The organism is Pseudomonas sp. GW821-FHT09C08 (genome assembly GCF_059418125.1).
Genome location: NZ_JBWKPG010000005.1, coordinates 1 through 20019 on the forward strand (window position 1 = coordinate 1; position 20019 = coordinate 20019).

At 62.4% G+C, this 20019-nt stretch carries 20 protein-coding genes; 13 read left to right on the plus strand and 7 right to left on the minus strand.

Annotated features, from left to right (window positions below; translation table 11 throughout):
* Window positions 1-168: 168 nt before the first annotated feature.
* Window positions 169-1662 carry a CoA-acylating methylmalonate-semialdehyde dehydrogenase gene (locus AC07OJ_RS18075; RefSeq protein WP_065900387.1) on the minus strand — a complete coding sequence of 498 codons (1494 nt, stop codon included), beginning with the start codon at window positions 1660-1662 and terminating at the stop codon, window positions 169-171.
* A 39-nt stretch (window positions 1663-1701) separates the two neighbouring features.
* Entirely contained in the window at window positions 1702-3051 is a 1350-nt protein-coding gene (aptA, locus tag AC07OJ_RS18080; RefSeq protein WP_065900385.1) for an omega-aminotransferase AptA, read from the minus strand.
* A 125-nt stretch (window positions 3052-3176) separates the two neighbouring features.
* Between aptA and AC07OJ_RS18085 the strand changes: the two genes are divergently transcribed.
* The 6 genes from AC07OJ_RS18085 to AC07OJ_RS18110 all read left to right on the plus strand — a co-directional run bounded on the left by AC07OJ_RS18085 (window position 3177) and on the right by AC07OJ_RS18110 (window position 9202).
* Entirely contained in the window at window positions 3177-4097 is a 921-nt protein-coding gene (locus AC07OJ_RS18085; RefSeq protein WP_065900383.1) for a LysR family transcriptional regulator, read from the plus strand.
* An 87-nt stretch (window positions 4098-4184) separates the two neighbouring features.
* On the plus strand, window positions 4185-5579 hold the full coding sequence (locus AC07OJ_RS18090) for a uracil-xanthine permease family protein (RefSeq protein ID WP_495094936.1): 1395 nt from the start codon (window positions 4185-4187) through the stop codon (window positions 5577-5579).
* 87 nt (window positions 5580-5666) lie between these two features.
* Complete coding sequence (locus tag AC07OJ_RS18095) at window positions 5667-6326, plus strand: TetR/AcrR family transcriptional regulator (protein ID WP_495094937.1); 660 nt, start codon at window positions 5667-5669, stop codon at window positions 6324-6326.
* Between the two features lie 11 nt (window positions 6327-6337).
* A complete protein-coding gene (locus AC07OJ_RS18100) occupies window positions 6338-6919 on the plus strand; it encodes an IMPACT family protein (RefSeq protein WP_106805251.1) in 582 nt (193 codons plus the stop codon).
* Between the two features lie 56 nt (window positions 6920-6975).
* On the plus strand, window positions 6976-7662 hold the full coding sequence (locus AC07OJ_RS18105) for an SDR family oxidoreductase (protein ID WP_495094938.1): 687 nt from the start codon (window positions 6976-6978) through the stop codon (window positions 7660-7662).
* A 181-nt stretch (window positions 7663-7843) separates the two neighbouring features.
* A complete protein-coding gene (locus tag AC07OJ_RS18110; RefSeq protein WP_495094939.1) occupies window positions 7844-9202 on the plus strand; it encodes an 8-oxoguanine deaminase in 1359 nt (452 codons plus the stop codon).
* 139 nt (window positions 9203-9341) lie between these two features.
* On the opposite strand, the gene AC07OJ_RS18115 is transcribed toward AC07OJ_RS18110, so the two are convergent.
* A complete protein-coding gene (locus AC07OJ_RS18115; protein WP_065900373.1) occupies window positions 9342-10433 on the minus strand; it encodes a calcium:cation antiporter in 1092 nt (363 codons plus the stop codon).
* A gap of 193 nt (window positions 10434-10626) precedes the next feature.
* On the opposite strand from AC07OJ_RS18115, the gene AC07OJ_RS18120 reads away from it, so the two are divergent.
* Window positions 10627-11580 carry an adenosine deaminase gene (locus tag AC07OJ_RS18120; protein ID WP_012722045.1) on the plus strand — a complete coding sequence of 318 codons (954 nt, stop codon included), beginning with the start codon at window positions 10627-10629 and terminating at the stop codon, window positions 11578-11580.
* Window positions 11581-11687: 107 nt separating this feature from the next.
* Here AC07OJ_RS18120 and AC07OJ_RS18125 read toward each other — a convergent pair whose 3' ends face one another.
* Complete coding sequence (locus AC07OJ_RS18125; protein ID WP_213550484.1) at window positions 11688-12383, minus strand: winged helix-turn-helix domain-containing protein; 696 nt, start codon at window positions 12381-12383, stop codon at window positions 11688-11690.
* A gap of 134 nt (window positions 12384-12517) precedes the next feature.
* A complete protein-coding gene (vimR, locus tag AC07OJ_RS18130) occupies window positions 12518-13447 on the minus strand; it encodes a transcription regulator VimR (protein ID WP_065900369.1) in 930 nt (309 codons plus the stop codon).
* Window positions 13448-13563: 116 nt separating this feature from the next.
* Here vimR and AC07OJ_RS18135 point away from each other — a divergent pair, with 116 nt between their 5' ends.
* From AC07OJ_RS18135 to AC07OJ_RS18145, 3 genes are all read left to right on the plus strand, one after another.
* Window positions 13564-13857 (plus strand): putative quinol monooxygenase, encoded by a 294-nt coding sequence (locus AC07OJ_RS18135; protein ID WP_065900367.1) that lies wholly within the window; start codon window positions 13564-13566, stop codon window positions 13855-13857.
* Window positions 13858-13881: 24 nt separating this feature from the next.
* The gene (locus AC07OJ_RS18140; RefSeq protein ID WP_065900365.1) at window positions 13882-14895 is read left to right on the plus strand and encodes a zinc-binding alcohol dehydrogenase family protein; all 1014 of its coding nucleotides are present in this window, start codon (window positions 13882-13884) and stop codon (window positions 14893-14895) included.
* A gap of 145 nt (window positions 14896-15040) precedes the next feature.
* The gene (locus AC07OJ_RS18145; RefSeq protein ID WP_027607955.1) at window positions 15041-15223 is read left to right on the plus strand and encodes a hypothetical protein; all 183 of its coding nucleotides are present in this window, start codon (window positions 15041-15043) and stop codon (window positions 15221-15223) included.
* A gap of 8 nt (window positions 15224-15231) precedes the next feature.
* Here the strand turns inward: AC07OJ_RS18145 and AC07OJ_RS18150 are convergent, their stop codons facing one another.
* Window positions 15232-16425 (minus strand): multidrug effflux MFS transporter, encoded by a 1194-nt coding sequence (locus AC07OJ_RS18150; protein ID WP_495094940.1) that lies wholly within the window; start codon window positions 16423-16425, stop codon window positions 15232-15234.
* Between the two features lie 85 nt (window positions 16426-16510).
* Window positions 16511-16708: a heavy-metal-associated domain-containing protein gene (locus tag AC07OJ_RS18155; protein WP_106805256.1), complete on the minus strand. Its 198-nt coding sequence runs from the start codon at window positions 16706-16708 to the stop codon at window positions 16511-16513.
* A gap of 147 nt (window positions 16709-16855) precedes the next feature.
* On the opposite strand from AC07OJ_RS18155, the gene AC07OJ_RS18160 reads away from it, so the two are divergent.
* From AC07OJ_RS18160 to cueR, 3 genes are all read left to right on the plus strand, one after another.
* Window positions 16856-17236 (plus strand): hypothetical protein, encoded by a 381-nt coding sequence (locus tag AC07OJ_RS18160; RefSeq protein WP_106805257.1) that lies wholly within the window; start codon window positions 16856-16858, stop codon window positions 17234-17236.
* A 66-nt stretch (window positions 17237-17302) separates the two neighbouring features.
* Window positions 17303-19504, plus strand: coding sequence for a heavy metal translocating P-type ATPase (locus tag AC07OJ_RS18165; protein WP_495094941.1), 2202 nt, complete (start codon window positions 17303-17305; stop codon window positions 19502-19504).
* Window positions 19501-19902 (plus strand): Cu(I)-responsive transcriptional regulator, encoded by a 402-nt coding sequence (gene cueR, locus AC07OJ_RS18170; RefSeq protein WP_065900353.1) that lies wholly within the window; start codon window positions 19501-19503, stop codon window positions 19900-19902. The genes AC07OJ_RS18165 and cueR overlap by 4 nt, the downstream gene beginning before the upstream one ends.
* The last annotated feature ends 117 nt before the right edge of the window (window positions 19903-20019 follow it).

A 20019-nucleotide genomic window follows, 5' to 3' on the forward strand; every position in this document is an offset into this window, starting at 1 on the left:
TTGTTTACCAAGGAGTTTTCCGTTTCGACTGCGCCGGAAGTGGGGCGAATTATAGACTTCCAGAATCTGCCGTCAACACCTTTTTTTCACATTTCTGTCATATCGGTCAAAAAGCCCCCAAAAACGCGAAAGCCGGCCCCAAGGGGCCGGCTTTCTAGTTACCCAGCCTTACAGGCTAGGGAAGGCAAACTGCGACGCTTCATGACTGGCGCGCTGCGGCCAACGCTGGGTAATCGCCTTGCGACGGGTATAGAAGCGCACGCCATCCGGCCCATAGGCATGCAAGTCGCCAAACAGCGAACGCTTCCAGCCACCAAAGCTGTGATACGCCACCGGCACCGGCAATGGAACGTTCACACCGACCATGCCCACTTCAATCTCGTCACAGAACAGCCGGGCCGCTTCACCGTCGCGAGTGAAGATGCACGTGCCATTACCGTATTCGTGATCGTTGATCAGTTGCATCGCCGCTTCCAGGCTGCTCACCCGGACCACGCACAGCACCGGCCCGAAGATCTCTTCCTTATAGATACGCATCTCAGGCGTCACGCGGTCGAACAGGCTACCGCCCAGGAAGAAGCCCTCTTCATGCCCGGCAACACTCAAACCACGCCCGTCGACCACCAGCTCAGCGCCCGACGCCACGCCGTCTTCTATATAGCCACTGACTTTATCCCGTGCCTGCCCCGTCACCAACGGCCCCATATCCAGGCCGCAGGATGTGCCCGCACCAATCTTCAGCGCCTTGACCTGCGGTACCAGTTTGGCGATCAACGCATCCGCCACCTGATCACCCACGCACACCGCCACCGAGATCGCCATGCAACGCTCGCCACACGAACCATAGGCCGCGCCCATCAACGCGCTGACCGCGTTATCCAGGTCCGCATCCGGCATCAACACCGCATGGTTCTTCGCGCCGCCCAGGGCTTGGACGCGCTTGCCGCGCTTGGTCGCCTCGGCATAGATGTATTCGGCAATCGGCGTCGAACCGACAAAGCTCAGCGCCTTGACTTCCGGTGCCTCGATCAACGCATCCACCGCGCCCTTGTCGCCGTGCACCACGCTCAGCACGCCTTTGGGCAAACCGGCTTCCTGCAGCAGTTGTGCAATCAGCAGCGTCGAACTCGGGTCGCGTTCGGACGGCTTGAGGATGAAACAGTTACCGCAGACGATCGCCAGTGGGTACATCCACAGCGGCACCATCGCCGGGAAGTTGAACGGGGTGATGCCCGCCACCACACCCAACGGCTGGAAGTCCGACCACGCATCAATGTTCGGCCCGACGTTGCGGCTGTACTCACCCTTGAGAATTTCCGGCGCCGAGCACGCGTACTCAACGTTCTCGATCCCGCGCTTGAGCTCACCGGCAGCATCTTCCAGCGTCTTGCCGTGCTCTTCACTGATCAACTGCGAAATGCGTGCTTCGTTCTGCTCCAGCAATTGCTTGAACCGGAACATCACCTGGGCGCGCTTGGCCGGCGGAGTATTACGCCAGGCTGGAAACGCCGCCTTGGCCGAGTCGATCGCCTGTTGAATGGTTTCACGGCTGGCCAACGGCACCTGGTGAATGACTTGGCCGGTGGATGGGTTGTAGACGTCGGCACTTCGACCGCTGTCGTTGACCAACTCACCGTTGATCAAATGCTGGATAAGGCTCATGCAGGGCTCCTGAAAAGTTGTTCTATATAGAAGGAGAAATCAGTCGATCTTGTTCAGCACTTCGCCGACCGCATCGAACAGACGATCCAGGTCCTGCGGCTTGCTGTTGAAGGTTGGCCCGAACTGCAGGGTGTCACCGCCAAAGCGCACGTAGAAACCGGCCTTCCACAACGCCATGCCGGCCTCGAATGGACGCACGATCGCATCACCGTCACGCGGGGCAATCTGGATCGCACCGGCCAGGCCATAGTTACGGATGTCGATCACGTTCTTGCTGCCCTTCAAGCCGTGCAGCGCATTCTCAAAGTGCGGGGCGACTTCGGCTACGCTCTGCACCAGGTTTTCCTTCTGCAGCAGGTCCAATGCCGCAAGGCCGGCAGCGCAGGCTACCGGGTGCGCCGAGTAGGTGTAGCCGTGAGGGAATTCCACCGCGTACTCAGGCGTCGCCTGGTTCATGAAGGTCTGATAGATCTCGCTGCTGGCAATCACCGCGCCCATCGGGATCGCGCCGTTGGTGACTTGCTTGGCGATGCACATCAGGTCCGGGGTCACACCGAAGCTGTCGGCGCCGAACATTGAGCCGGTACGGCCGAAACCGGTGATCACTTCGTCGAACACCAAGAGGATGTTGTGCTGGTCGCAAATCTCACGCAGACGCTTGAGGTAGCCCTGTGGCGGTACCAGCACGCCGGCGGAACCGGCCATCGGCTCGACAAACACGGCGGCGATGTTCGACGCGTCATGCAATTCGATCAGTTTGAGCAGCTCATCGGCCAAGGCAATCCCGCCCTGCTCCGGCATGCCACGCGAGAACGCATTGCTCGCCAGCAAGGTGTGCGGCAGATGGTCAACATCCATCAAGCCCTGGCCAAACAGTTTACGGTTGCCGTTGACGCCGCCCAGGCTGGTGCCGGCGATGTTTACCCCGTGGTAACCACGGGCGCGGCCGATCATCTTGGTCTTGGTGGCCTGGCCCTTCAGGCGCCAGTAGGCACGCACCATCTTCACCGCCGTGTCGGCGCACTCGGAACCGGAGTCGGTGAAGAACACGTGGTTGAGGTTGCCCGGGGTCAGATCGGTGATCTTTTCTGCCAGCTGGAAAGACAACGGATGACCGTATTGGAAGCCCGGGGAGTAGTCCAAGGTGCCCAACTGCTTGGCGACGGCTTCCTGGATTTCCTTGCGGGTGTGCCCGGCGCCACAGGTCCACAGGCCCGACAGCGAATCGTAGACCTTGCGACCCTTGTCATCCGTCAGCCAACTGCCCTCGGCGGCGACGATCAGCCGTGGGTCACGCTGGAAGTTACGGTTGGCCGTGTAGGGCATCCAGTGCGCATCCAACTTCAGTTGGCTGGCCAGGGACGAAGGGGCGTTTTCGGGCATGTTCATCAGCAAAACCTCGCAGGGCAAAAGGCAGCGTCGGGATTGAAAAGCGTTGTTGCAGCTAAATTGCCACGAGGATAAAGTCGGTGAAATCCAACTCTTCTAACCTTCAGTCAGGCCTTTACTAAACTATGAGCAGCCGTCGACCCGATCCTCTGGCCCAAGTCAGCGACTTCGATATTCGCCTGCTGCGCATCTTTCGCAGCGTGGTCGAGTGCGGCGGCTTTTCGGCGGCGGAGACCGTACTCGGTATCGGCCGCTCCGCGATCAGCCAGCAGATGAGCGACCTGGAGCAGCGGCTCGGATTAAGACTCTGTCAGCGCGGCCGCGCCGGTTTTTCCCTTACCGAAGAGGGCCGCGAGGTCTACCAATCGGCGCTGCAGCTATTAAGTGCCCTGGAAAGCTTTCGCACCGAGGTCAACGGCCTGCACCAGCACCTGCGCGGTGAGTTGATCATCGGCCTGACCGACAACCTGGTCACCCTGCCCCACATGCGCATCACGCACGCGTTGGCGCAGTTGAAGGAACGCGGCCCGGACGTGCAGATCCAGATCCGCATGATCGCGCCCAATGAAGTTGAACAAGGAGTACTCGACGGCCGCTTGCACGTCGGCGTGGTGCCCCAGGCCAGCGCCCTCTCCGGCCTCGAATACCAGCCGTTGTACAGCGAACGCTCGCTGCTCTACTGCGCCGTCGGCCACCCGCTGTTCTATGCCGATGACAAGCAACTCGACGACGCGCGCATCGACACCCAGGACGCCATCGCCCCCACCTTCCGCCTGCCCGCCGAGATCCAGGCTCATTACCAGGCGCTCAACTGCACCGCCAGCGCCTCCGACCGCGAGGGCATGGCGTTCCTGATTCTGACCGGTCGCTACATCGGCTACCTGCCCGACCACTACGCCAGCCTGTGGGTGCAACAAGGCCGACTGCGCGCGCTGAAACCGACTACACGTTTTTACGATTTGAGCCTCGCATCGGTCACGCGCAAGGGACGTCGCCCTCATTTGGTGCTGGAAAGTTTCCTGGAAAGCCTGGCAGCAACGCGCTAACTCGGGGCCTGCGCAAAAAGCTGAGCAGTTGGACAGTTTTTTGCAAGGGCACGAGGACCTTGAACCGTCCGCCTCGAGTTGCCCGCCATGCCACCAGAATCCACCAGCCCCAGTGACCTGATCTACGGCCTGAATGACCGACCGAAACCGCTGCCCTCCCTGCTGGCCGCCTTGCAACATGTGTTGGCCGCTTTCGTCGGCATCATCACCCCGCCGCTGATCATCGGGTCCACGCTGGGCCTTACCGCCCACTTGCCCTACCTGATCAGCATGGCTTTGATGGTGTCCGGCGTAGGAACCTTCATCCAGGCCCGCAGGCCATTCGGCATTGGCGCCGGGATGATCTGCCTGCAGGGCACCAGCTTTGCGTTTCTCGGCGCAGTGTTGTCCGCAGGGTTCCTGGTCAAGCAACGTGGCGGCAGCCCGGAAGACATCCTGGCGATGATCTTCGGTGTGTGCTTTTTCGGCGCGGCTGTGCAAATCGTGTTGAGTCGTTTCATCGGCCAGTTGCGCCGGGTCATCACCCCGTTGGTCACCGGGATTGTCATCACGCTGATCGGCATCAGCCTGATCAAGGTCGGCATCACGGATTTGGGCGGCGGCTTCAATGCCCCGGACTTCGGCGCCCCGACCAACCTGGCGCTGGGCCTGTTCGTGGTACTGACGATCATCCTGCTCAATCGCTCCAACACGCCGTGGGTGCGCCTCTCGGCCATCATTATCGGGTTGGCCCTCGGCAGCCTGGCGGCATGGTTCAGTGGCAAGCTGGTGCCACACGCCCTGCCCGATTTGCCTCTGGTCAGCCTGCCGATACCGTTTCGCTTCGGCTTCAACTTCGACTGGAGCGCATTCCTGCCAATCGCGCTGATTTATCTGATCAGCAGTATCGAAACCGTGGGCGACCTCACGGCCAACTGCATGATCGCCCGTCAACCCATCAGCGGCCCTGCTTATATAAGCCGGCTTAAAGGCGGCGTGCTCGGCGATGGCGTCAGCTGCATGATCGCCGCCACCTTCAGCGCCTTCCCCAACACCACATTTGCGCAGAACAACGGCGTGATCCAACTCACTGGCGTGGCCAGCCGTTACGTCGGGCTGTACATCGGCGTGGTGCTGTTCGCCCTGGGCCTGTTCCCGTTGATTGGCGCGGTGCTGCAGCAGATCCCCAAGCCGGTGCTGGGCGGTGCGACCCTGGTGATGTTCGGCAGCGTGGCCGCCGCCGGCGTGCGCATCCTGGCCCAGGCGCCGCTGGACCGGCGCAGCATGCTGATCATCGCCACTTCATTCGGCGTCGGCCTGGGCATTGCCGCCCAACCCAACCTGCTGCACTTGATGCCCGTCCTGGTGCAGAACCTGTTCGACTCGGCCATCATCAGCGGCGGGCTGACGGCGATTGTGTTGTGCCTATTACTGCCGGAAACCAAAGCGACCTCGGTTGCCGCAAACCGCGCGTCGGAAAGCGACAGCCTGGAACCGCTTTGACGGTTTTATTGCATCGGGACTTGTCTGAGGCTTGAGGGTGGGTTATCTGTGCACACGTCGCCATCATCGATCAGCACGGAAACCTCCATGAGCCTCGAAGTTCCTGCCCACAGCAACCCCGCCGGTAAACCCGCCAGCCGCATTCGGCAAAAGAACGAACAAGCGATTCTCCAGGCTGCTGAAGATGAGTTCGCGCGCCATGGCTACAAAGGCACCAGCATGAATACGATTGCCGCGAGCGCCGGGCTGCCCAAGGCCAACCTGCATTACTACTTCACCAATAAACTGGGCCTGTATATCGCGGTGCTCAGCAATATCCTGGAGTTGTGGGACAGTACCTTCAACGCCCTGACCGCCGATGATGACCCGGCTGTAGCCCTCACCCGCTACATTCGCACCAAGATGGAATTCTCGCGGCGCCAACCCCAGGCCTCGCGGATCTTTGCGATGGAGATCATCAGCGGCGGCGAATGCCTGACCGAATATTTCAGCCAGGACTACCGCGCCTGGTTCAGCGGCCGGGCGGCGGTGTTCCAGGCCTGGATGGATGCCGGCAAGATGGACCCGGTCGACCCGGTGCACCTGATCTTCCTGTTGTGGGGCAGCACCCAGCATTACGCCGACTTCGCCACCCAGATCTGCCGTGTCACCGGGCGCACCAAGCTGACCAAGCAAGACATGGAAGAAGCCGGGACCAACCTGATCCACATCATTCTCAAAGGCTGTGGCGTCAAGCCGGCCCCCTGAAGACGCGACTTATGCCTTTCACGCTTACCGGCCTTTGCGAGTTTCGCGAAGAAATTCGCAAAAGCCGCTTTATCACCCTCGCCGCACCGATCACCAGCCCGCAGGACGCCCAGGCGTTTTTCGAGCAACACAGCGACTTGAACGCCACGCACAACTGCTGGGCCTGGAAGCTCGCCGATCAATACCGCAGCAATGACGACGGTGAACCTGGCGGCACCGCTGGGCGGCCCATCCTTGCGGCCATCGAGGCACAAGGATTCGATCAGGTCGCCGTGCTGGTGATCCGCTGGTACGGCGGCATCCAACTGGGCACCGGCGGCCTCGCGCGCGCCTATGGCGGCGGCGCGAATAAATGCCTGCAGGCCGCCGAGCGCATCGAGCTGATCAGCCGCGTGCCGCTGAGTTGCGCCTGCAGCTTCTCCGAACTGAACCTGGTCAAGCTGCGCGTCGCCGAACTCGGCGGGCTCGTCGTCGAGGAAAACTTCACCGCCAACGGCGTGGAGCTGCAACTGGCCCTGGGCGAAACCCAGATCGACACCCTGCAAACCCAGCTCGCCGACTTGAGCCGAGGACGTATCCTGCTGCAACGCTGAAACTGCTACTGTTGTGTACTGAATTCCCTGAACCGCGATTTCAAAGGAAGCCCTTCATGTCTACGCCAAAAACCGCACTGATCATCGGCGCCTCGCGCGGGCTGGGCCTTGGCTTGGTCAAGCAATTGCTCAAGGATGGCTGGGACCTGACCGCCACCGTGCGTGATCCGAACAAGGCCGATGCCCTCAAAGCCGTCGGCCCGGTGCAGATCGAGAAGCTCGACATGGACGATCAACAAGCCGTGATCGCCCTGAACCAGCGCCTCAAGGACCGCACCTTCGACTTGCTGTTCGTCAACGCCGGCGTCAAGGGCCCCGCCAATCAGGAACCTGGTCATGCCACCCTGGCGGAAGTCGGCCAGCTGTTCTACACCAACGCCGTGGCGCCGATCAACCTGGCCCAGCGCTTTGTCGGGCAGATCCGCAAGGACAGCGGTGTGCTGGCGTTCATGAGTTCGGTGCTGGGCAGCGTGACCATCCCCGATGGCCCGGACCTGGCGCTGTACAAGGCGAGCAAGGCCGCGCTCAACTCGATGACCAACAGCTTTATCACGCAACTCGGTGACCACAAGCTCACCGTGCTGTCGCTGCATCCGGGCTGGGTGAAGACCGACATGGGCGGCGAAAACGCGCATATCGATGTCGACACCAGCGTGCGCGGCCTGGTGGACCAGGTGAACGCCTACACCGGCAAGGGCGGCCATCACTTCATCGACTACAAGGGCGACACCATCGCCTGGTAACGCCACTCCACTGTGGGAGCGCTTGCCGGCGATGGTCTCAAAGGCAGCGCGCTCCTACAGATAGACCCGAACATAGACTACAAGTAGACTCTGCATCTCGCCCTCACCGGCGACCCTGGATCAGCAGACAGGGCAACACTGAGCTGGCAAACCTGAACCCATCATTCAGAGGAGCCGGCCAATGCCTGCGACCCGTATCTGGTTAAAAAACCCCCTCGCGATTTTCACTGCCAACGGCCTCGACGCCCGTGGCGGCCTGGTGCTGCAAGACGGTGTGATCACCGAGTTGCTGCCCCTGGGCCAAGCCCCCGCACAACCCTGCGCGCAGGTGTTCGACGCGCGCGAACACGTGATCCTCCCGGGGCTGATCAACACCCACCACCATTTCTACCAGACCCTGACCCGCGCCTGGGCGCCGGTGGTCAACCAGCCGCTGTTTCCCTGGTTGAAAACCCTGTACCCGGTATGGGCACGGCTGACCCCGGAAAAACTCGCGCTGGCCACTAAAGTTGCACTCGCCGAGCTGCTGCTCTCGGGCTGCACCACGGCGGCCGATCACCACTACCTGTTCCCCGACGGCCTGGAAAATGCCATCGATGTGCAGGTGCAAAGCGTGCGCGAACTGGGCATGCGCGCCATGCTCACCCGCGGCTCCATGAGCCTGGGAGAAGCCGACGGCGGCCTGCCGCCACAGCAGACGGTGCAACAAGGCCAAGTGATCCTTGACGACAGCCAACGCCTGATCCGCGAATACCACCAGCGGGGCGCCGGCGCGCAGATCCAGATTGGCCTGGCGCCCTGCTCGCCGTTTTCCGTCACGCCGGAAATCATGCGCGCCAGCGCCGAACTGGCCGACCAACTCGATGTGCGCCTGCACACCCACTTGGCGGAAACCCTCGATGAAGAAGACTTCTGCCTGCAGCGTTTCGGCCTGCGCACGGTGGACTACCTCGACAGTGTCGGCTGGCTCGGCCCGCGCACCTGGCTGGCCCATGGCATTCACTTCAACCCGGATGAAATCGCGCGCCTGGGAGAGGCCGGTACCGGCATCTGCCACTGCCCGAGTTCGAATATGCGCCTGGCGTCCGGCATCTGTCCGACCCTGGACCTGCTCGCCGCCGGCGCGCCTATCGGCCTGGGCGTGGACGGCTCGGCCTCCAATGATGCCTCGAACATGATCCTCGAGACCCGCCAGGCCCTGTACATCCAGCGCCTGCGTTATGGTGCCGAGAAGATCACGCCAGAAGGCGTACTGGGCTGGGCGACCAAGGGCTCTGCTCAGCTGCTGGGGCGCACGGATATCGGCGAACTGGCCGTTGGCAAACAGGCCGACCTGGCGCTGTTCAAGCTCGATGAGCTGCGCTTCTCCGGAAGCCACGACCCGATTTCCGCCCTGCTGCTGTGCGGTGCGGACCGTGCGGACCGGGTGATGATCGGCGGCCAGTGGCGTGTGATCGACGGGCAGGTTGAAGGCCTGGATCTCAAAGGCTTGATTGCCGATCACAGCCAGGCGGCGCGTGAACTGATCAACCCAATTTAACGGAAGAAACGCCATCAACATGTGGGAGCGGGCTTGCTCGCGAATGCAGTAGATCAGTCAGCTTATGCATCGACTGACACACTGCCTTCGCGAGCAAGCCCGCTCCCACACTGGTTTCCAGGGTGCTCTGTAGAGCCGTTTACAAACCCAGCAACGACAGCATGATAAACGTCGCAAACAGCACAAAGTGGGTCATCCCTTCGATAGCGTTGGTTTCGCCATCGTTGAGGTTGATCGCGCTGACGATCAGCGTGATAAACACCATCACCGTCTGCACCGGCGTCATCGCCATCTGGAACGGCTGGCCGGTGTAGAGCGCCATGGCCTCCATGACCGGCACCGTCAGGATCACCGTCGACAAGGATGCACCCAACGCGATGTTGACCACCGATTGCATGCGGTTGGCCAGGGCGGCGCGCAAGGCCGTCAGGATTTCCGGTGCCGCTGAAATCGCCGCGACCACAATCGCAGTGATGACCGGCGGTGCTCCCGTACCTTCCAGGCCCAGGTCGAGCGTCTTGGACATCACCTCGGCCAGTGCGCCAATCACAATCACGCCAAACACCAGGGTGCCGATGGAGAACGCCAGGTTCACCGGCGGCGCCTGCTCCTCTTCCGGCAGTTTCTTGCGACGCTTTTCCGGGTAGCTGTAGCTGAAGAAATAACTGTGCGGCCCTACCTGCATTCTCAGGAACAGGGTGTAGAGCACCACCATCGCACCGATGGTGAAGGCCGAGTAGATTTTCCAGTCGGCCTCGGGGATAAATTCCGGCACCACCATCGACACGCCCATGGCGGTGAGGATCATCACGCTGTAGGTGCGTGCCGAATCATCGTTGTAGGACTGTTCGCCATGCTTGATGCCGCCCATCAACGCCGCCAGGCCGAGGATGCCGTTGATATCGAGCATCACTGCCGAATAGATGGTGTCGCGCACCAGGGTTGGCGACGGCTCATTGCTCATCATGATCGCCAGGATCACCACTTCCACCAGTACGGCGGCGAGGGTCAGGATCATCGTGCCGTAGGGGTCGCCGACCTTTTCCGCCAACTGCTCGGCATGGTGCGCCACGCGCATCGAGGCCACCACGATAAACGCAATCAGCACCACGCCGGCCAGCAGCGCGACCATCTGCCCGCTGTGCAGCATCCAGTGCTCCAACGGGTAGGCGGCGATGGCGGCAATCAGCGCCAGCAACATGAATTTTTCTTGCTTGAGGGATGTGAGCATTCCGGGCCTTTTAGGACGGCAAATCAGTCATTGATGGGGTACAGACTGCGTCACGCCGCTAACGTTTCGTTACACCTTAGTTCACGCGGACCTTGCGCGAACCCACCAAAACTCTTCTGCCGGTCAGGTTTTGCCGATTATTTCAGTCATGACCTGTAGAATGCCGCCATTGCACCTGATGAGAATTATAGAAATGTACGATTGGCTCAACGCCCTGCCCAAGGCTGAATTGCACCTGCACCTGGAAGGCTCGCTGGAGCCTGAGCTGCTGTTCGCCCTGGCCGAGCGCAACAAGATCGCGCTGCCGTGGAACGACGTTGAAACCCTGCGCAAGGCCTACGCCTTCAACAACCTGCAAGAGTTTCTCGACCTGTATTACAAGGGCGCCGACGTGCTGCGCACCTCCCAGGATTTCTATGACCTGACCTGGGCCTACCTGCTGCGCTGCAAAGAACAGAACGTGATCCATACCGAACCGTTCTTCGACCCGCAGACCCATACCGACCGTGGCATCCCGTTCGAAGTGGTGCTCAACGGTATCGCCGCGGCCCTCAAAGATGGCGAGCAGCAACTGGGGATCACCAGCGGCTTGATCCTCAGCTTCCTGCGCCACCTGAGCGAAGCCGAGGCCGAGAAAACCCTCGACCAGGCGCTGCCGTTCCGTGACGCGTTCGTGGCCGTGGGCCTGGACAGTTCGGAAATGGGCCACCCGCCGAGCAAGTTCCAGCGCGTGTTCGACCGCGCCCGCCACGAAGGCTTCCTCACTGTCGCCCACGCCGGCGAAGAAGGCCCGCCCGAGTACATCTGGGAAGCCATCGACCTGCTGAAAATCCAGCGTATCGACCATGGCGTGCGCGCCATCGAAGACGAACGCCTGATGCAGCGCATCATCGACGAGCAGATCCCGCTGACCGTCTGCCCGCTGTCCAACACCAAACTGTGCGTGTTCGACGACATGGCGCAGCACAACATCCTCGACATGCTCGAGCGTGGCGTGAAGGTGACGGTGAACTCGGATGATCCAGCGTACTTCGGCGGCTATGTCACCGAGAACTTCCACGCGCTGTACACCTCGCTGGGCATGACCCAGGACCAGGCCAAACGCCTGGCGCAGAACAGCCTGGACGCGCGACTGGTAAAACCCTGACGGTGCCGGACGCGGGCTTGCTGGCGAAGGCGGCAGATCAGTCAAACACCGAGTGACTGACACGCCGCCTTTGCGAGCAAGCCCGCTCCAACGGCGACCTCTTCACCTCAAGCCTGCTCCGGCGCCGCGAGCCGAGTGATTTCCGCCAGCCCGGTCTCGCTGACCAGCAAGGCACGGGACTCGTTGACCGCGCGAATCCAGCCCGACTGCACAAACAGTTGTAGCAACCCCGCACCCAACGCCCCTCCCAGGTGCGGTTGATGCTGGCTCCAGTCAAAACAATCGCACACCAGCGGTGACGCCAGCGCCGGCGTGAAAATACCCAGCCTCGCCAAGCGCTGCGCGCCCTTGAAAGTGACGTCGGTGCGCTGCTCAGCGCGCTCGATCCACCCTGCGTCGATCATCCGTTGATACACCCCCGCCGCCAGCTCGCCGCCCAGGTGACCGTGGCATAACCGTGCGTGGCGCAACGACGCAGGCGCCATCAAGGCCGGCGGCGACGACTCGGGGGCAGAACGCACGGCACTGGCCATGGTCGTCGTGGCCAGGGCATCGATGGCGCTGCTGACGTCCGCTGCCGCCATGCGAAACAGCCGCTGGCCGCGTCGAGCTTCGACCCGCAGCAGGCCGCTGCCGGTCAGCCGTGCCAGGTGTGCAGTGGCGGACGCCGGTGAAAGCTCGGCGAGGGAGGCCAGTTCGGCGCAAGACTTGGCCGAGCCGTCCATCAATGCCCATAGCATGGCGGTACGCTTGGGCTCGGCGAGCAAGCTGGCGATCTGACTGATGCAAGGTGCCTGTTCCATCTATCCACTCCCTGTTGAATCATTTATCTGCTGCGGTTGGTGCCGAAGTATAGGTGCGCAAACCCGCGGTTCCGCGACGTCCGACAGCACGGATAGGGACAGGCTCTGAGTGAAATTTCCTGCTTTGATGGAGGCTACTGCGAAGCGCGCGGGCGCTCTGGCCTTTGCGCGGTCAATGTCGCACAGCGAGCCACAAGCATTTCCCGCAGCAGGTTGATGGGTTTACTCAACTGCGCACGGTGCGCGCACAGCAGATTCAGTGGCGTTCGCTCGCCGCGCAGCTCCGGCAGGATCAATCGCAGGCGCCCGGCCAGCACATCGGTGCTCACATCCAGCCATGACTTGTAGGCAATGCCCACGCCAGCCACCGCCCAGCGTCGCACCACGTCGGCGTCGTCGCTGAAACGATCACCCGAGACCGTCAGGCTGACTTCGCGCTTGCCGTCGTGGAAACTCCAATGGTCGTGGACCCGGCTGCCGAGCATGTACAACAGGCAGTTGTGCTGGGCCAACTGTTCCAGGTGCCGGGGCTCCCCGTGGCGCGCGAGGTAGCTGGGCGCGGCACACAGCACTCGGACATTTTCGGGAGCCACGGGCAGCGCAATCAGGCTTGAGTCTTCAGGCTCGCCATAACGCAGGGCGATATCCACCGGCTGGCGGAACAGGTCGGCGATTCGATCACCCAACAATAAACGTACGGTGAGTTGCGGGTGTTCACGCTGGAACTCATCCAGCCACGGCAGCAGCTGGTTGCGGCCGAAATCCGACGGCGCCGACAGTTGCAGCACGCCGCTGACATGGTCCTGGCCGCTGGCCAACAGGCGCCGCCCCTCATCCAGCGCGCCCAACGCGGCGCGCGCGTATTCGAGGAAACCCTCGCCTTCGGCAGTCAGGCGCAGGCTGCGCGTGGACCGGGCCAGCAGGCGCGTGCCCAGTTGCTCTTCAATCCGCTTGAGTGCCGCGCTGGCCACGGCGGGCGACAGGTCCATGACCCGCGCTGCAGCCGAAAGGCTGCCCAGGTCGGCTGCGCGAACAAACAACTGCAAATCGTCAAAACGCAGCATGCATCCCATCCATTATCAAAATTTCGTTGAAACAGACTGCTGTTTTAGCCGCTTTTATCTTCACGGGAAATAGCCAATCATCTGTGCATCCCGTTCATCACGTGTCTGGAGTTGCCATGTCCACTGCCTTTAACGTCATTGCCACGCTGATCGCCAAGCCCGGCCAACAGGCCACCCTGGAAACCCTGCTGCGCGGCCTGCTGGAACCCACCCGCCTGGAAGCCGGTTGCGAGCAATACGACCTGCACCAGGACCTGCAACACCCCGAGACCTTCTACATGCTCGAACGCTGGGCCGATGACGCCGCACTGGCCGACCACGACCAGAGCGCGCACATCCAGAGTTTTCGCGCCAAGGCCGCCGATGTGATCGAACACTTCGAACTCAAGCGCCTGAAATTTCTCGCCTGATCACTGCCCTTTTCCGGAGCCATCATGAAAGCCATTGCCTACTACGCATCCCTGCCGATCAACGATCCCAGCGCCCTGCAAGACATCGAACTGCCAGCACCGGTCGCCGGTCCACGCGACCTGCTGGTGGAAGTCAAAGCCATCTCGGTCAACCCGGTGGACACCAAGGTCCGCCAGAACGTCGCCCCGGAAAACGGCGACGCCAAGGTGCTGGGCTGGGATGTGGCCGGTGTGGTCAAGGCCGTCGGCAGCGAAGTGACACTGTTCAAGGCCGGCGACAAGGTGTTCTACGCCGGCTCCCTGGTGCGCCCAGGTGGCAACAGCGAGTTGCACACTGTGGACGAGCGCATCGTCGGCCATATGCCCAAGAGCCTGGGTTTTGCCGAGGCCGCCGCGCTGCCCCTGACCGCCATCACCGCCTGGGAACTGCTGTTCGAACGCCTGCAGGTCCGTGAGAGTAAAGAGGACGAGGGCCAGAGCCTGCTGATCGTCGGCGCGGCCGGTGGCGTGGGTTCGATCCTGACCCAGTTGGCCAGCCAACTGACAGCACTGAAAGTCATCGGCACCGCCTCGCGCCCGGAAACCCAGGCCTGGGCCAAGGACCTCGGCGCCGACCTGGTGATCGACCACAGCCAACCGCTGAGCGAAGCGCTGAAAGCCGCCGGCCACCCGCAAGTGACCCACGTTGCCAGCCTGACCCAGACCGACCATCACCTCGAACAACTGGTGGAAGCCCTGCAACCCCAGGGCAAGCTGGCGCTGATTGACGATCCCAAGGCGCTGGACGTGAGCACACTCAAGCGCAAGAGCCTGTCGCTGCACTGGGAGTTCATGTACACGCGCTCGATGTTCGAGACCCCGGACATGATCGAGCAGCACAACCTGCTCAACCGCGTGGCCGAGCTGATCGACGCCGGCACCTTGAAAACTACGGTGGGCGAGCACTTCGGCGTGATCAACGCCGAGAATCTGCGCCGCGCCCATGCGCTGCTGGAAAGCGGCAAGGCCAAGGGCAAGATCGTGCTGGAAGGCTTCTAAAAACGGTCTGTCAGCGTCGTCCCTTATTCCTGTAGGTAAGGGACGACGCCGCTAGTCAGAGAGTTGATCTTTGTCATATTTGTGAGCGTATTCGGGTTTATATTGGCCGCCTTTGCCACGATTCTTTTACGTGAGGAAGTCAGCAATGAAAATCCTGATAAAAGCGTTAGCAAAATCCCCAGGCAATAAATGGCAAGTTCGTCTCGACGGCGACGCGTTTACGTTTCGCAGTGAAGCCGAGGCCCGAGCCTTTGCCGACACCCTGCAAGCCCGTATCCAGGCGCCCCACCGCTTCCCGCTCAGCCAGCAACGTTCCGCCGCTGGCTGACCCGCATTTCAGGCCTGCGCCTGCACGGCCCTCGCCCGTTGCAGGCGCTGGGTCGACATCGCAATCGTCACCGCCAATACACCGCACAAGCTGATGACCATGGCCATCGGCATCGCCGTGCCGTCATGCAACACGCCGACCAGCGACGCGGCGCCCGCCGCCACGCCAAACTGGATGCAGCCGAGCAACGCCGAAGCACTGCCCGCCCGGGCGCCCTGCCCAGCCATGGCGCAGGCCGAGGTGTTGGGCAAAATGCAGCCCAGGCTCGCGATGCATATAAACAGCGGCACCAGCAGCGGCCACAGCGCGTCGGTGCGCAAGGCTGCGATACCCAGCAGCGTCAACGCGGCCAGCATGTAAAGCCAGACCGTGCGCGACAGTAAAAACGCCGGGCCGCGCTTGGCCAGCAGGCGTGCGTTCACCTGGGCCATCAGGATAAAGCCGGCGGCGTTGGAACCGAAGACCCAGCCGTAATGCTCGGCGGGCACGCCATACAGCTTGATAAACACGAAAGGCGAACCGGCGATGTAGGCAAACATCCCGGCAATCGAGATGCCGCCGGTCAGCGCATAGCCGAGGTAGACCCGGTCTGACAGCAGCGAACCGTAGCGACGCAGCGATCCAGACAAAGGCTGGCGTGGTTGATGGGCCGGGAACGTCTCAGGCAACCCGACGGCCACGGCGACGGCGGCCATTACGCTGAAGATCGACAGCGCCAGGAAAATCGACTGCCAGCCCCACAAGCCGACCATCAGCCCACCCGCCAACGGCGCGAGGATCGGCGCCAGGCCGGTGACCAGCATCAGTTGGGAAAACACTTTCGCTGAGCCCACCGCATCACATTTGTCGCTGACCACCGCGCGGGAAATCACCATGCCGGCGCAACCGCCGAGGGCCTGCACGAAGCGCGCGCCGATCAGCCATTCCAATGACGGCGCAAAGGCGCAGGCGAAGGAGGCCAGGGTAAACAGGGTCACGCCGCTGAGCAGCGGGCCGCGCCGACCAAAGCGGTCCGCCAGCGGACCGTAGATCAATTGGCCGATGGCCAGACCGCCGAAATACACCGCCAGGGTCAGCTGGATGTGTTTTTCGTCGGTCGCGAACGCGGTGGCCATGGCTGGAAAGCCCGGCAGATAGAAATCGATCGCCAGCGGCGCGAAGGCGCTCAAGGCACCCAGAATCAGGATTATACGGAGGTTCATCAGGCACCCAAGTGTGTCGGCAGCCCGACAGTCTAGCCGCGCTTGGGTGCATTTAACACGATAGCTCGCTAACTATTTGAGCGGGTCAAGCGAGCTTGGCGCTGTAGCCTTCTTCACTGATCAGGCTGATCACCTGCTCGGCTGACAGACGGCTTTCCACCCCCACTTCCTTCGCCGCCAGGTCGACCTTCACGCTCGCGGCCGGGTCCTCGTTCTGCACCGCCTGGGTGACGGCCCGAACGCAATGGCCGCAGGTCATTCCTTCAACGCTGAATACTTGCATGACATGACTCCTTTGATGAGGTTGAACCCAGTCTCGACCTTGCCACGATGGCAAGGTCAAGTTCCAGGATGATCTGCCGGGCTGGTATTCGGCGGCGACGTCGGCCAAGCTTCACTCATCTTTGATTCAATCCACGGAGCATTCGCCATGCGCTGGTCGTTTTTTGGCCTTGTCGGCCTGATGAGCTTGTCTGCCGTTGCGCCCACGGCCAGTGCCGCAGAAGACTATGCGGTGCTGATCATTTCCCGCGAACGCCTGGAAGTGCCGACCAATTGCGAAATCGGCCTATATATCCAGGACCAGCTGGCAGGCCGGCTGTTCCAGGAGCAATCCACCTCGTTCAACTTGCCCGCCGGCAACGTGTCGTTACGCCTGAAGCTGTTGCCGGGCCAGTCCCCGGGCTGCCTGCCGGGCATGCTCGCGCCACCGGCGCAGAACATCACGCTGAAGGTCGGCGACGTACGCAAATTGCGCATCGCGCAGGGCCCGGACGGTATGTACCTCAAGCCTGCCGCACTGGAATATTAAAGGCGCTTGACCTTCCCCACAGGTCAAGGTTGATCCTAGGGGCAACTTCTCCTGGAGGACTGCCCCATGAATGGATCCACCACCTTTGACCTGCCCATCGGCGGCATGACCTGCGCCAGCTGCGCCGGGCGTGTCGAACGCGCGCTGGGCAAAGTGCCGGGGGTGCAAAGCGTCAGCGTCAACCTGGCCAACGAACGCGCGCATGTTGAAGTGCTCGGCCAGATGGACCCGAACGTGTTGATCGCCGCCGTCGACAAGGCCGGCTACAGCGCCAGCCTGCCGCAGAGCGAAGCCGCCACCGAGGTCGACCAGGCCCAGCGCCTGCACCGCGAGCGCTGGGCATTGCTGCTGGCGATCCTGCTGGCGCTGCCGTTGGTGCTGCCGATGCTGGTGGAGCCTTTCGGCCTGCACTGGATGCTGCCGGCCTGGGTGCAGTTCGCGCTGGCGACGCCGGTGCAGTTCATCTTCGGTGCGCGCTTTTATATCGCCGCCTGGAAAGCCGTGCGCGCCGGTGCCGGGAATATGGACTTGCTGGTGGCCATCGGCACCAGCGCCGGCTACGGCCTGAGCATCTATGAGTGGCTCACCGCACCGGCCGGCAGCATGCCCCATTTGTACTTCGAGGCCTCGGCCGTGGTAATTGCCCTGGTGTTGCTCGGCAAATACCTGGAAAGCCGCGCCAAACGCCAGACCGCCAGCGCCATCCGCGCCCTCGAAGCGCTGCGCCCGGAGCGCGCGATTCGCGTGGTCGATGGCCGCGAGGAAGATGTCGCGATCAGCGCGTTGAAGCGCGGCGACCTGGTGCTGGTCAAGCCCGGCGAACGCTTCCCGGTGGACGGTGAAGTGGTCGACGGCCAAAGCCACGCCGACGAAGCGCTGATCAGTGGCGAGAGCTTGCCGGTGCCAAAGCAGCCGGGCGACTCGGTCACCGGCGGCGCCATCAACGGCGAAGGCCGCCTGCTGGTGCGCACCCTCGCCTTGGGTGCGGAAAGCGTGCTGGCACGGATCATCCGCCTGGTGGAAGACGCCCAGGCCGCCAAGGCTCCGATCCAGAAGCTGGTGGATAAAGTCAGCCAAGTGTTCGTGCCGGCGGTGCTGGTGCTGGCGTTGATCACGCTGGTGGGCTGGTGGCTGTACGGCGCCTCCCTGGAGACGGCAATCATCAACGCGGTCGCGGTGCTGGTGATCGCCTGCCCATGCGCCCTGGGCCTGGCCACACCGACGGCGATCATGGCCGGCACCGGCGTCGCCGCGCGCTACGGCATCCTGATCAAGGACGCCGAAGCCCTGGAGCGTGCGCACGCCGTGAGCGCCGTGGTGTTCGACAAGACCGGCACCCTCACCTCCGGCACGCCAAGAATTGCGCACCTGGCGGCGGTGGATGGCGACGAAGCATCATTGCTGCAGCACGCCGGTGCCTTGCAGCGCGGCAGTGAACATCCGCTGGCCAAGGCGGTGCTGGATGCCTGCCGCGAGCGAGGGCTGGATGTCGCCGATGTGAGCGCCAGCCAAGCCCTGACCGGGCGCGGCATTGCCGGCACCCTGGCGGGCCGGCAACTGGCGCTGGGTAACCGTCGGCTGCTGGAAGAAAGCGGTTTGAACGCCGGTGAACTGTCCGGCTCCGCCACCGCCTGGGAAGCCGAAGGCCGGACCTTGTCCTGGCTGATCGAGCAAGGCCCGCAACCGCGTGTGCTCGGGCTGTTTGCCTTTGGCGATACGCTCAAGCCTGGTGCGCTTGCGGCCGTGCAGCAACTCAAGGCGCAGCAGATCAGCAGTCATCTGCTCACCGGTGACAATCGCGGCAGCGCCCGCGTGGTTGCGCAGGCGCTGGGCATCGAGGATGTACACGCTGAAGTGCTGCCCGCCGAAAAAGCCGCCACCGTCGCCGAGTTGAAAAAAACCGGCGTGGTGGCGATGGTCGGCGACGGCATCAACGATGCCCCGGCCCTCGCGGCTGCCGACATTGGCATCGCCATGGGCGGCGGCACCGACGTGGCGATGCATGCGGCGGGTATCACCTTGATGCGCGGCGACCCACGCCTGGTGCCCGCCGCCCTGGAGATCAGCCGCAAGACCTACGCAAAGATCCGCCAGAACCTGTTCTGGGCCTTTGTGTATAACTTGATCGGCATTCCGCTGGCGGCGTTCGGCCTGCTCAACCCGGTGCTCGCGGGCGCGGCCATGGCCTTGTCCAGCGTCAGCGTGGTCAGCAATGCCTTACTGTTGAAAACCTGGAAACCCAAGGACCTGGAGGATCAACGCCCATGAACATCGGCCAAGCCGCCCGCCAGAGCGGGCTGAGCGCCAAGATGATTCGCTACTACGAATCCATCGGTCTGTTGAAAGCCGCCCACCGCACCGACAGCGGCTACCGCGTCTACAGCGGCGACGATTTGCACACACTGGCGTTTATCAAACGCTCACGGGACCTGGGGTTTTCCCTGGAGGAAGTTGGCAAGTTGCTGGCCCTGTGGCAAGACCGCCAACGCGCGAGCGCGGACGTGAAAGCCCTGGCGCGCCAGCACATCGATGAGCTCAATCAGAAAATTCTGGAGTTGGGGCAACTGCGCGACACGCTGCAGGACCTGGTAGAACATTGCCAGGGCGATCATCGGCCGGATTGTCCGATTCTCAAGGAGTTGGCTTCGGGCAGTTGCTGCGCCTGACTGAGCTTTACTCGCCCCAGACAGAACAAAATGTGGGCGCTAGCGTGTGTGGGAGCCGGGCTTGCCCGCGATGCAGGCACCTCGGTATGTCAGTCACACCGAGGTGATGCGATCGCC

What these genes read in the sequence shown, in the direction of transcription:
- AC07OJ_RS18075 (WP_065900387.1), bottom strand. Translation starts at nt 1,662, where the DNA reads ATGAGCCTTATCCAGCATTTGATCAACGGTGAGTTGGTCAACGACAGC.
- aptA (WP_065900385.1), bottom strand. Translation starts at nt 3,051, where the DNA reads ATGAACATGCCCGAAAACGCCCCTTCGTCCCTGGCCAGCCAACTGAAG.
- AC07OJ_RS18085 (WP_065900383.1), top strand. Translation starts at nt 3,177, where the DNA reads ATGAGCAGCCGTCGACCCGATCCTCTGGCCCAAGTCAGCGACTTCGAT.
- AC07OJ_RS18090 (WP_495094936.1), top strand. Translation starts at nt 4,185, where the DNA reads ATGCCACCAGAATCCACCAGCCCCAGTGACCTGATCTACGGCCTGAAT.
- AC07OJ_RS18095 (WP_495094937.1), top strand. Translation starts at nt 5,667, where the DNA reads ATGAGCCTCGAAGTTCCTGCCCACAGCAACCCCGCCGGTAAACCCGCC.
- AC07OJ_RS18100 (WP_106805251.1), top strand. Translation starts at nt 6,338, where the DNA reads ATGCCTTTCACGCTTACCGGCCTTTGCGAGTTTCGCGAAGAAATTCGC.
- AC07OJ_RS18105 (WP_495094938.1), top strand. Translation starts at nt 6,976, where the DNA reads ATGTCTACGCCAAAAACCGCACTGATCATCGGCGCCTCGCGCGGGCTG.
- AC07OJ_RS18110 (WP_495094939.1), top strand. Translation starts at nt 7,844, where the DNA reads ATGCCTGCGACCCGTATCTGGTTAAAAAACCCCCTCGCGATTTTCACT.
- AC07OJ_RS18115 (WP_065900373.1), bottom strand. Translation starts at nt 10,433, where the DNA reads ATGCTCACATCCCTCAAGCAAGAAAAATTCATGTTGCTGGCGCTGATT.
- AC07OJ_RS18120 (WP_012722045.1), top strand. Translation starts at nt 10,627, where the DNA reads ATGTACGATTGGCTCAACGCCCTGCCCAAGGCTGAATTGCACCTGCAC.
- AC07OJ_RS18125 (WP_213550484.1), bottom strand. Translation starts at nt 12,383, where the DNA reads ATGGAACAGGCACCTTGCATCAGTCAGATCGCCAGCTTGCTCGCCGAG.
- vimR (WP_065900369.1), bottom strand. Translation starts at nt 13,447, where the DNA reads ATGCTGCGTTTTGACGATTTGCAGTTGTTTGTTCGCGCAGCCGACCTG.
- AC07OJ_RS18135 (WP_065900367.1), top strand. Translation starts at nt 13,564, where the DNA reads ATGTCCACTGCCTTTAACGTCATTGCCACGCTGATCGCCAAGCCCGGC.
- AC07OJ_RS18140 (WP_065900365.1), top strand. Translation starts at nt 13,882, where the DNA reads ATGAAAGCCATTGCCTACTACGCATCCCTGCCGATCAACGATCCCAGC.
- AC07OJ_RS18145 (WP_027607955.1), top strand. Translation starts at nt 15,041, where the DNA reads ATGAAAATCCTGATAAAAGCGTTAGCAAAATCCCCAGGCAATAAATGG.
- AC07OJ_RS18150 (WP_495094940.1), bottom strand. Translation starts at nt 16,425, where the DNA reads ATGAACCTCCGTATAATCCTGATTCTGGGTGCCTTGAGCGCCTTCGCG.
- AC07OJ_RS18155 (WP_106805256.1), bottom strand. Translation starts at nt 16,708, where the DNA reads ATGCAAGTATTCAGCGTTGAAGGAATGACCTGCGGCCATTGCGTTCGG.
- AC07OJ_RS18160 (WP_106805257.1), top strand. Translation starts at nt 16,856, where the DNA reads ATGCGCTGGTCGTTTTTTGGCCTTGTCGGCCTGATGAGCTTGTCTGCC.
- AC07OJ_RS18165 (WP_495094941.1), top strand. Translation starts at nt 17,303, where the DNA reads ATGAATGGATCCACCACCTTTGACCTGCCCATCGGCGGCATGACCTGC.
- cueR (WP_065900353.1), top strand. Translation starts at nt 19,501, where the DNA reads ATGAACATCGGCCAAGCCGCCCGCCAGAGCGGGCTGAGCGCCAAGATG.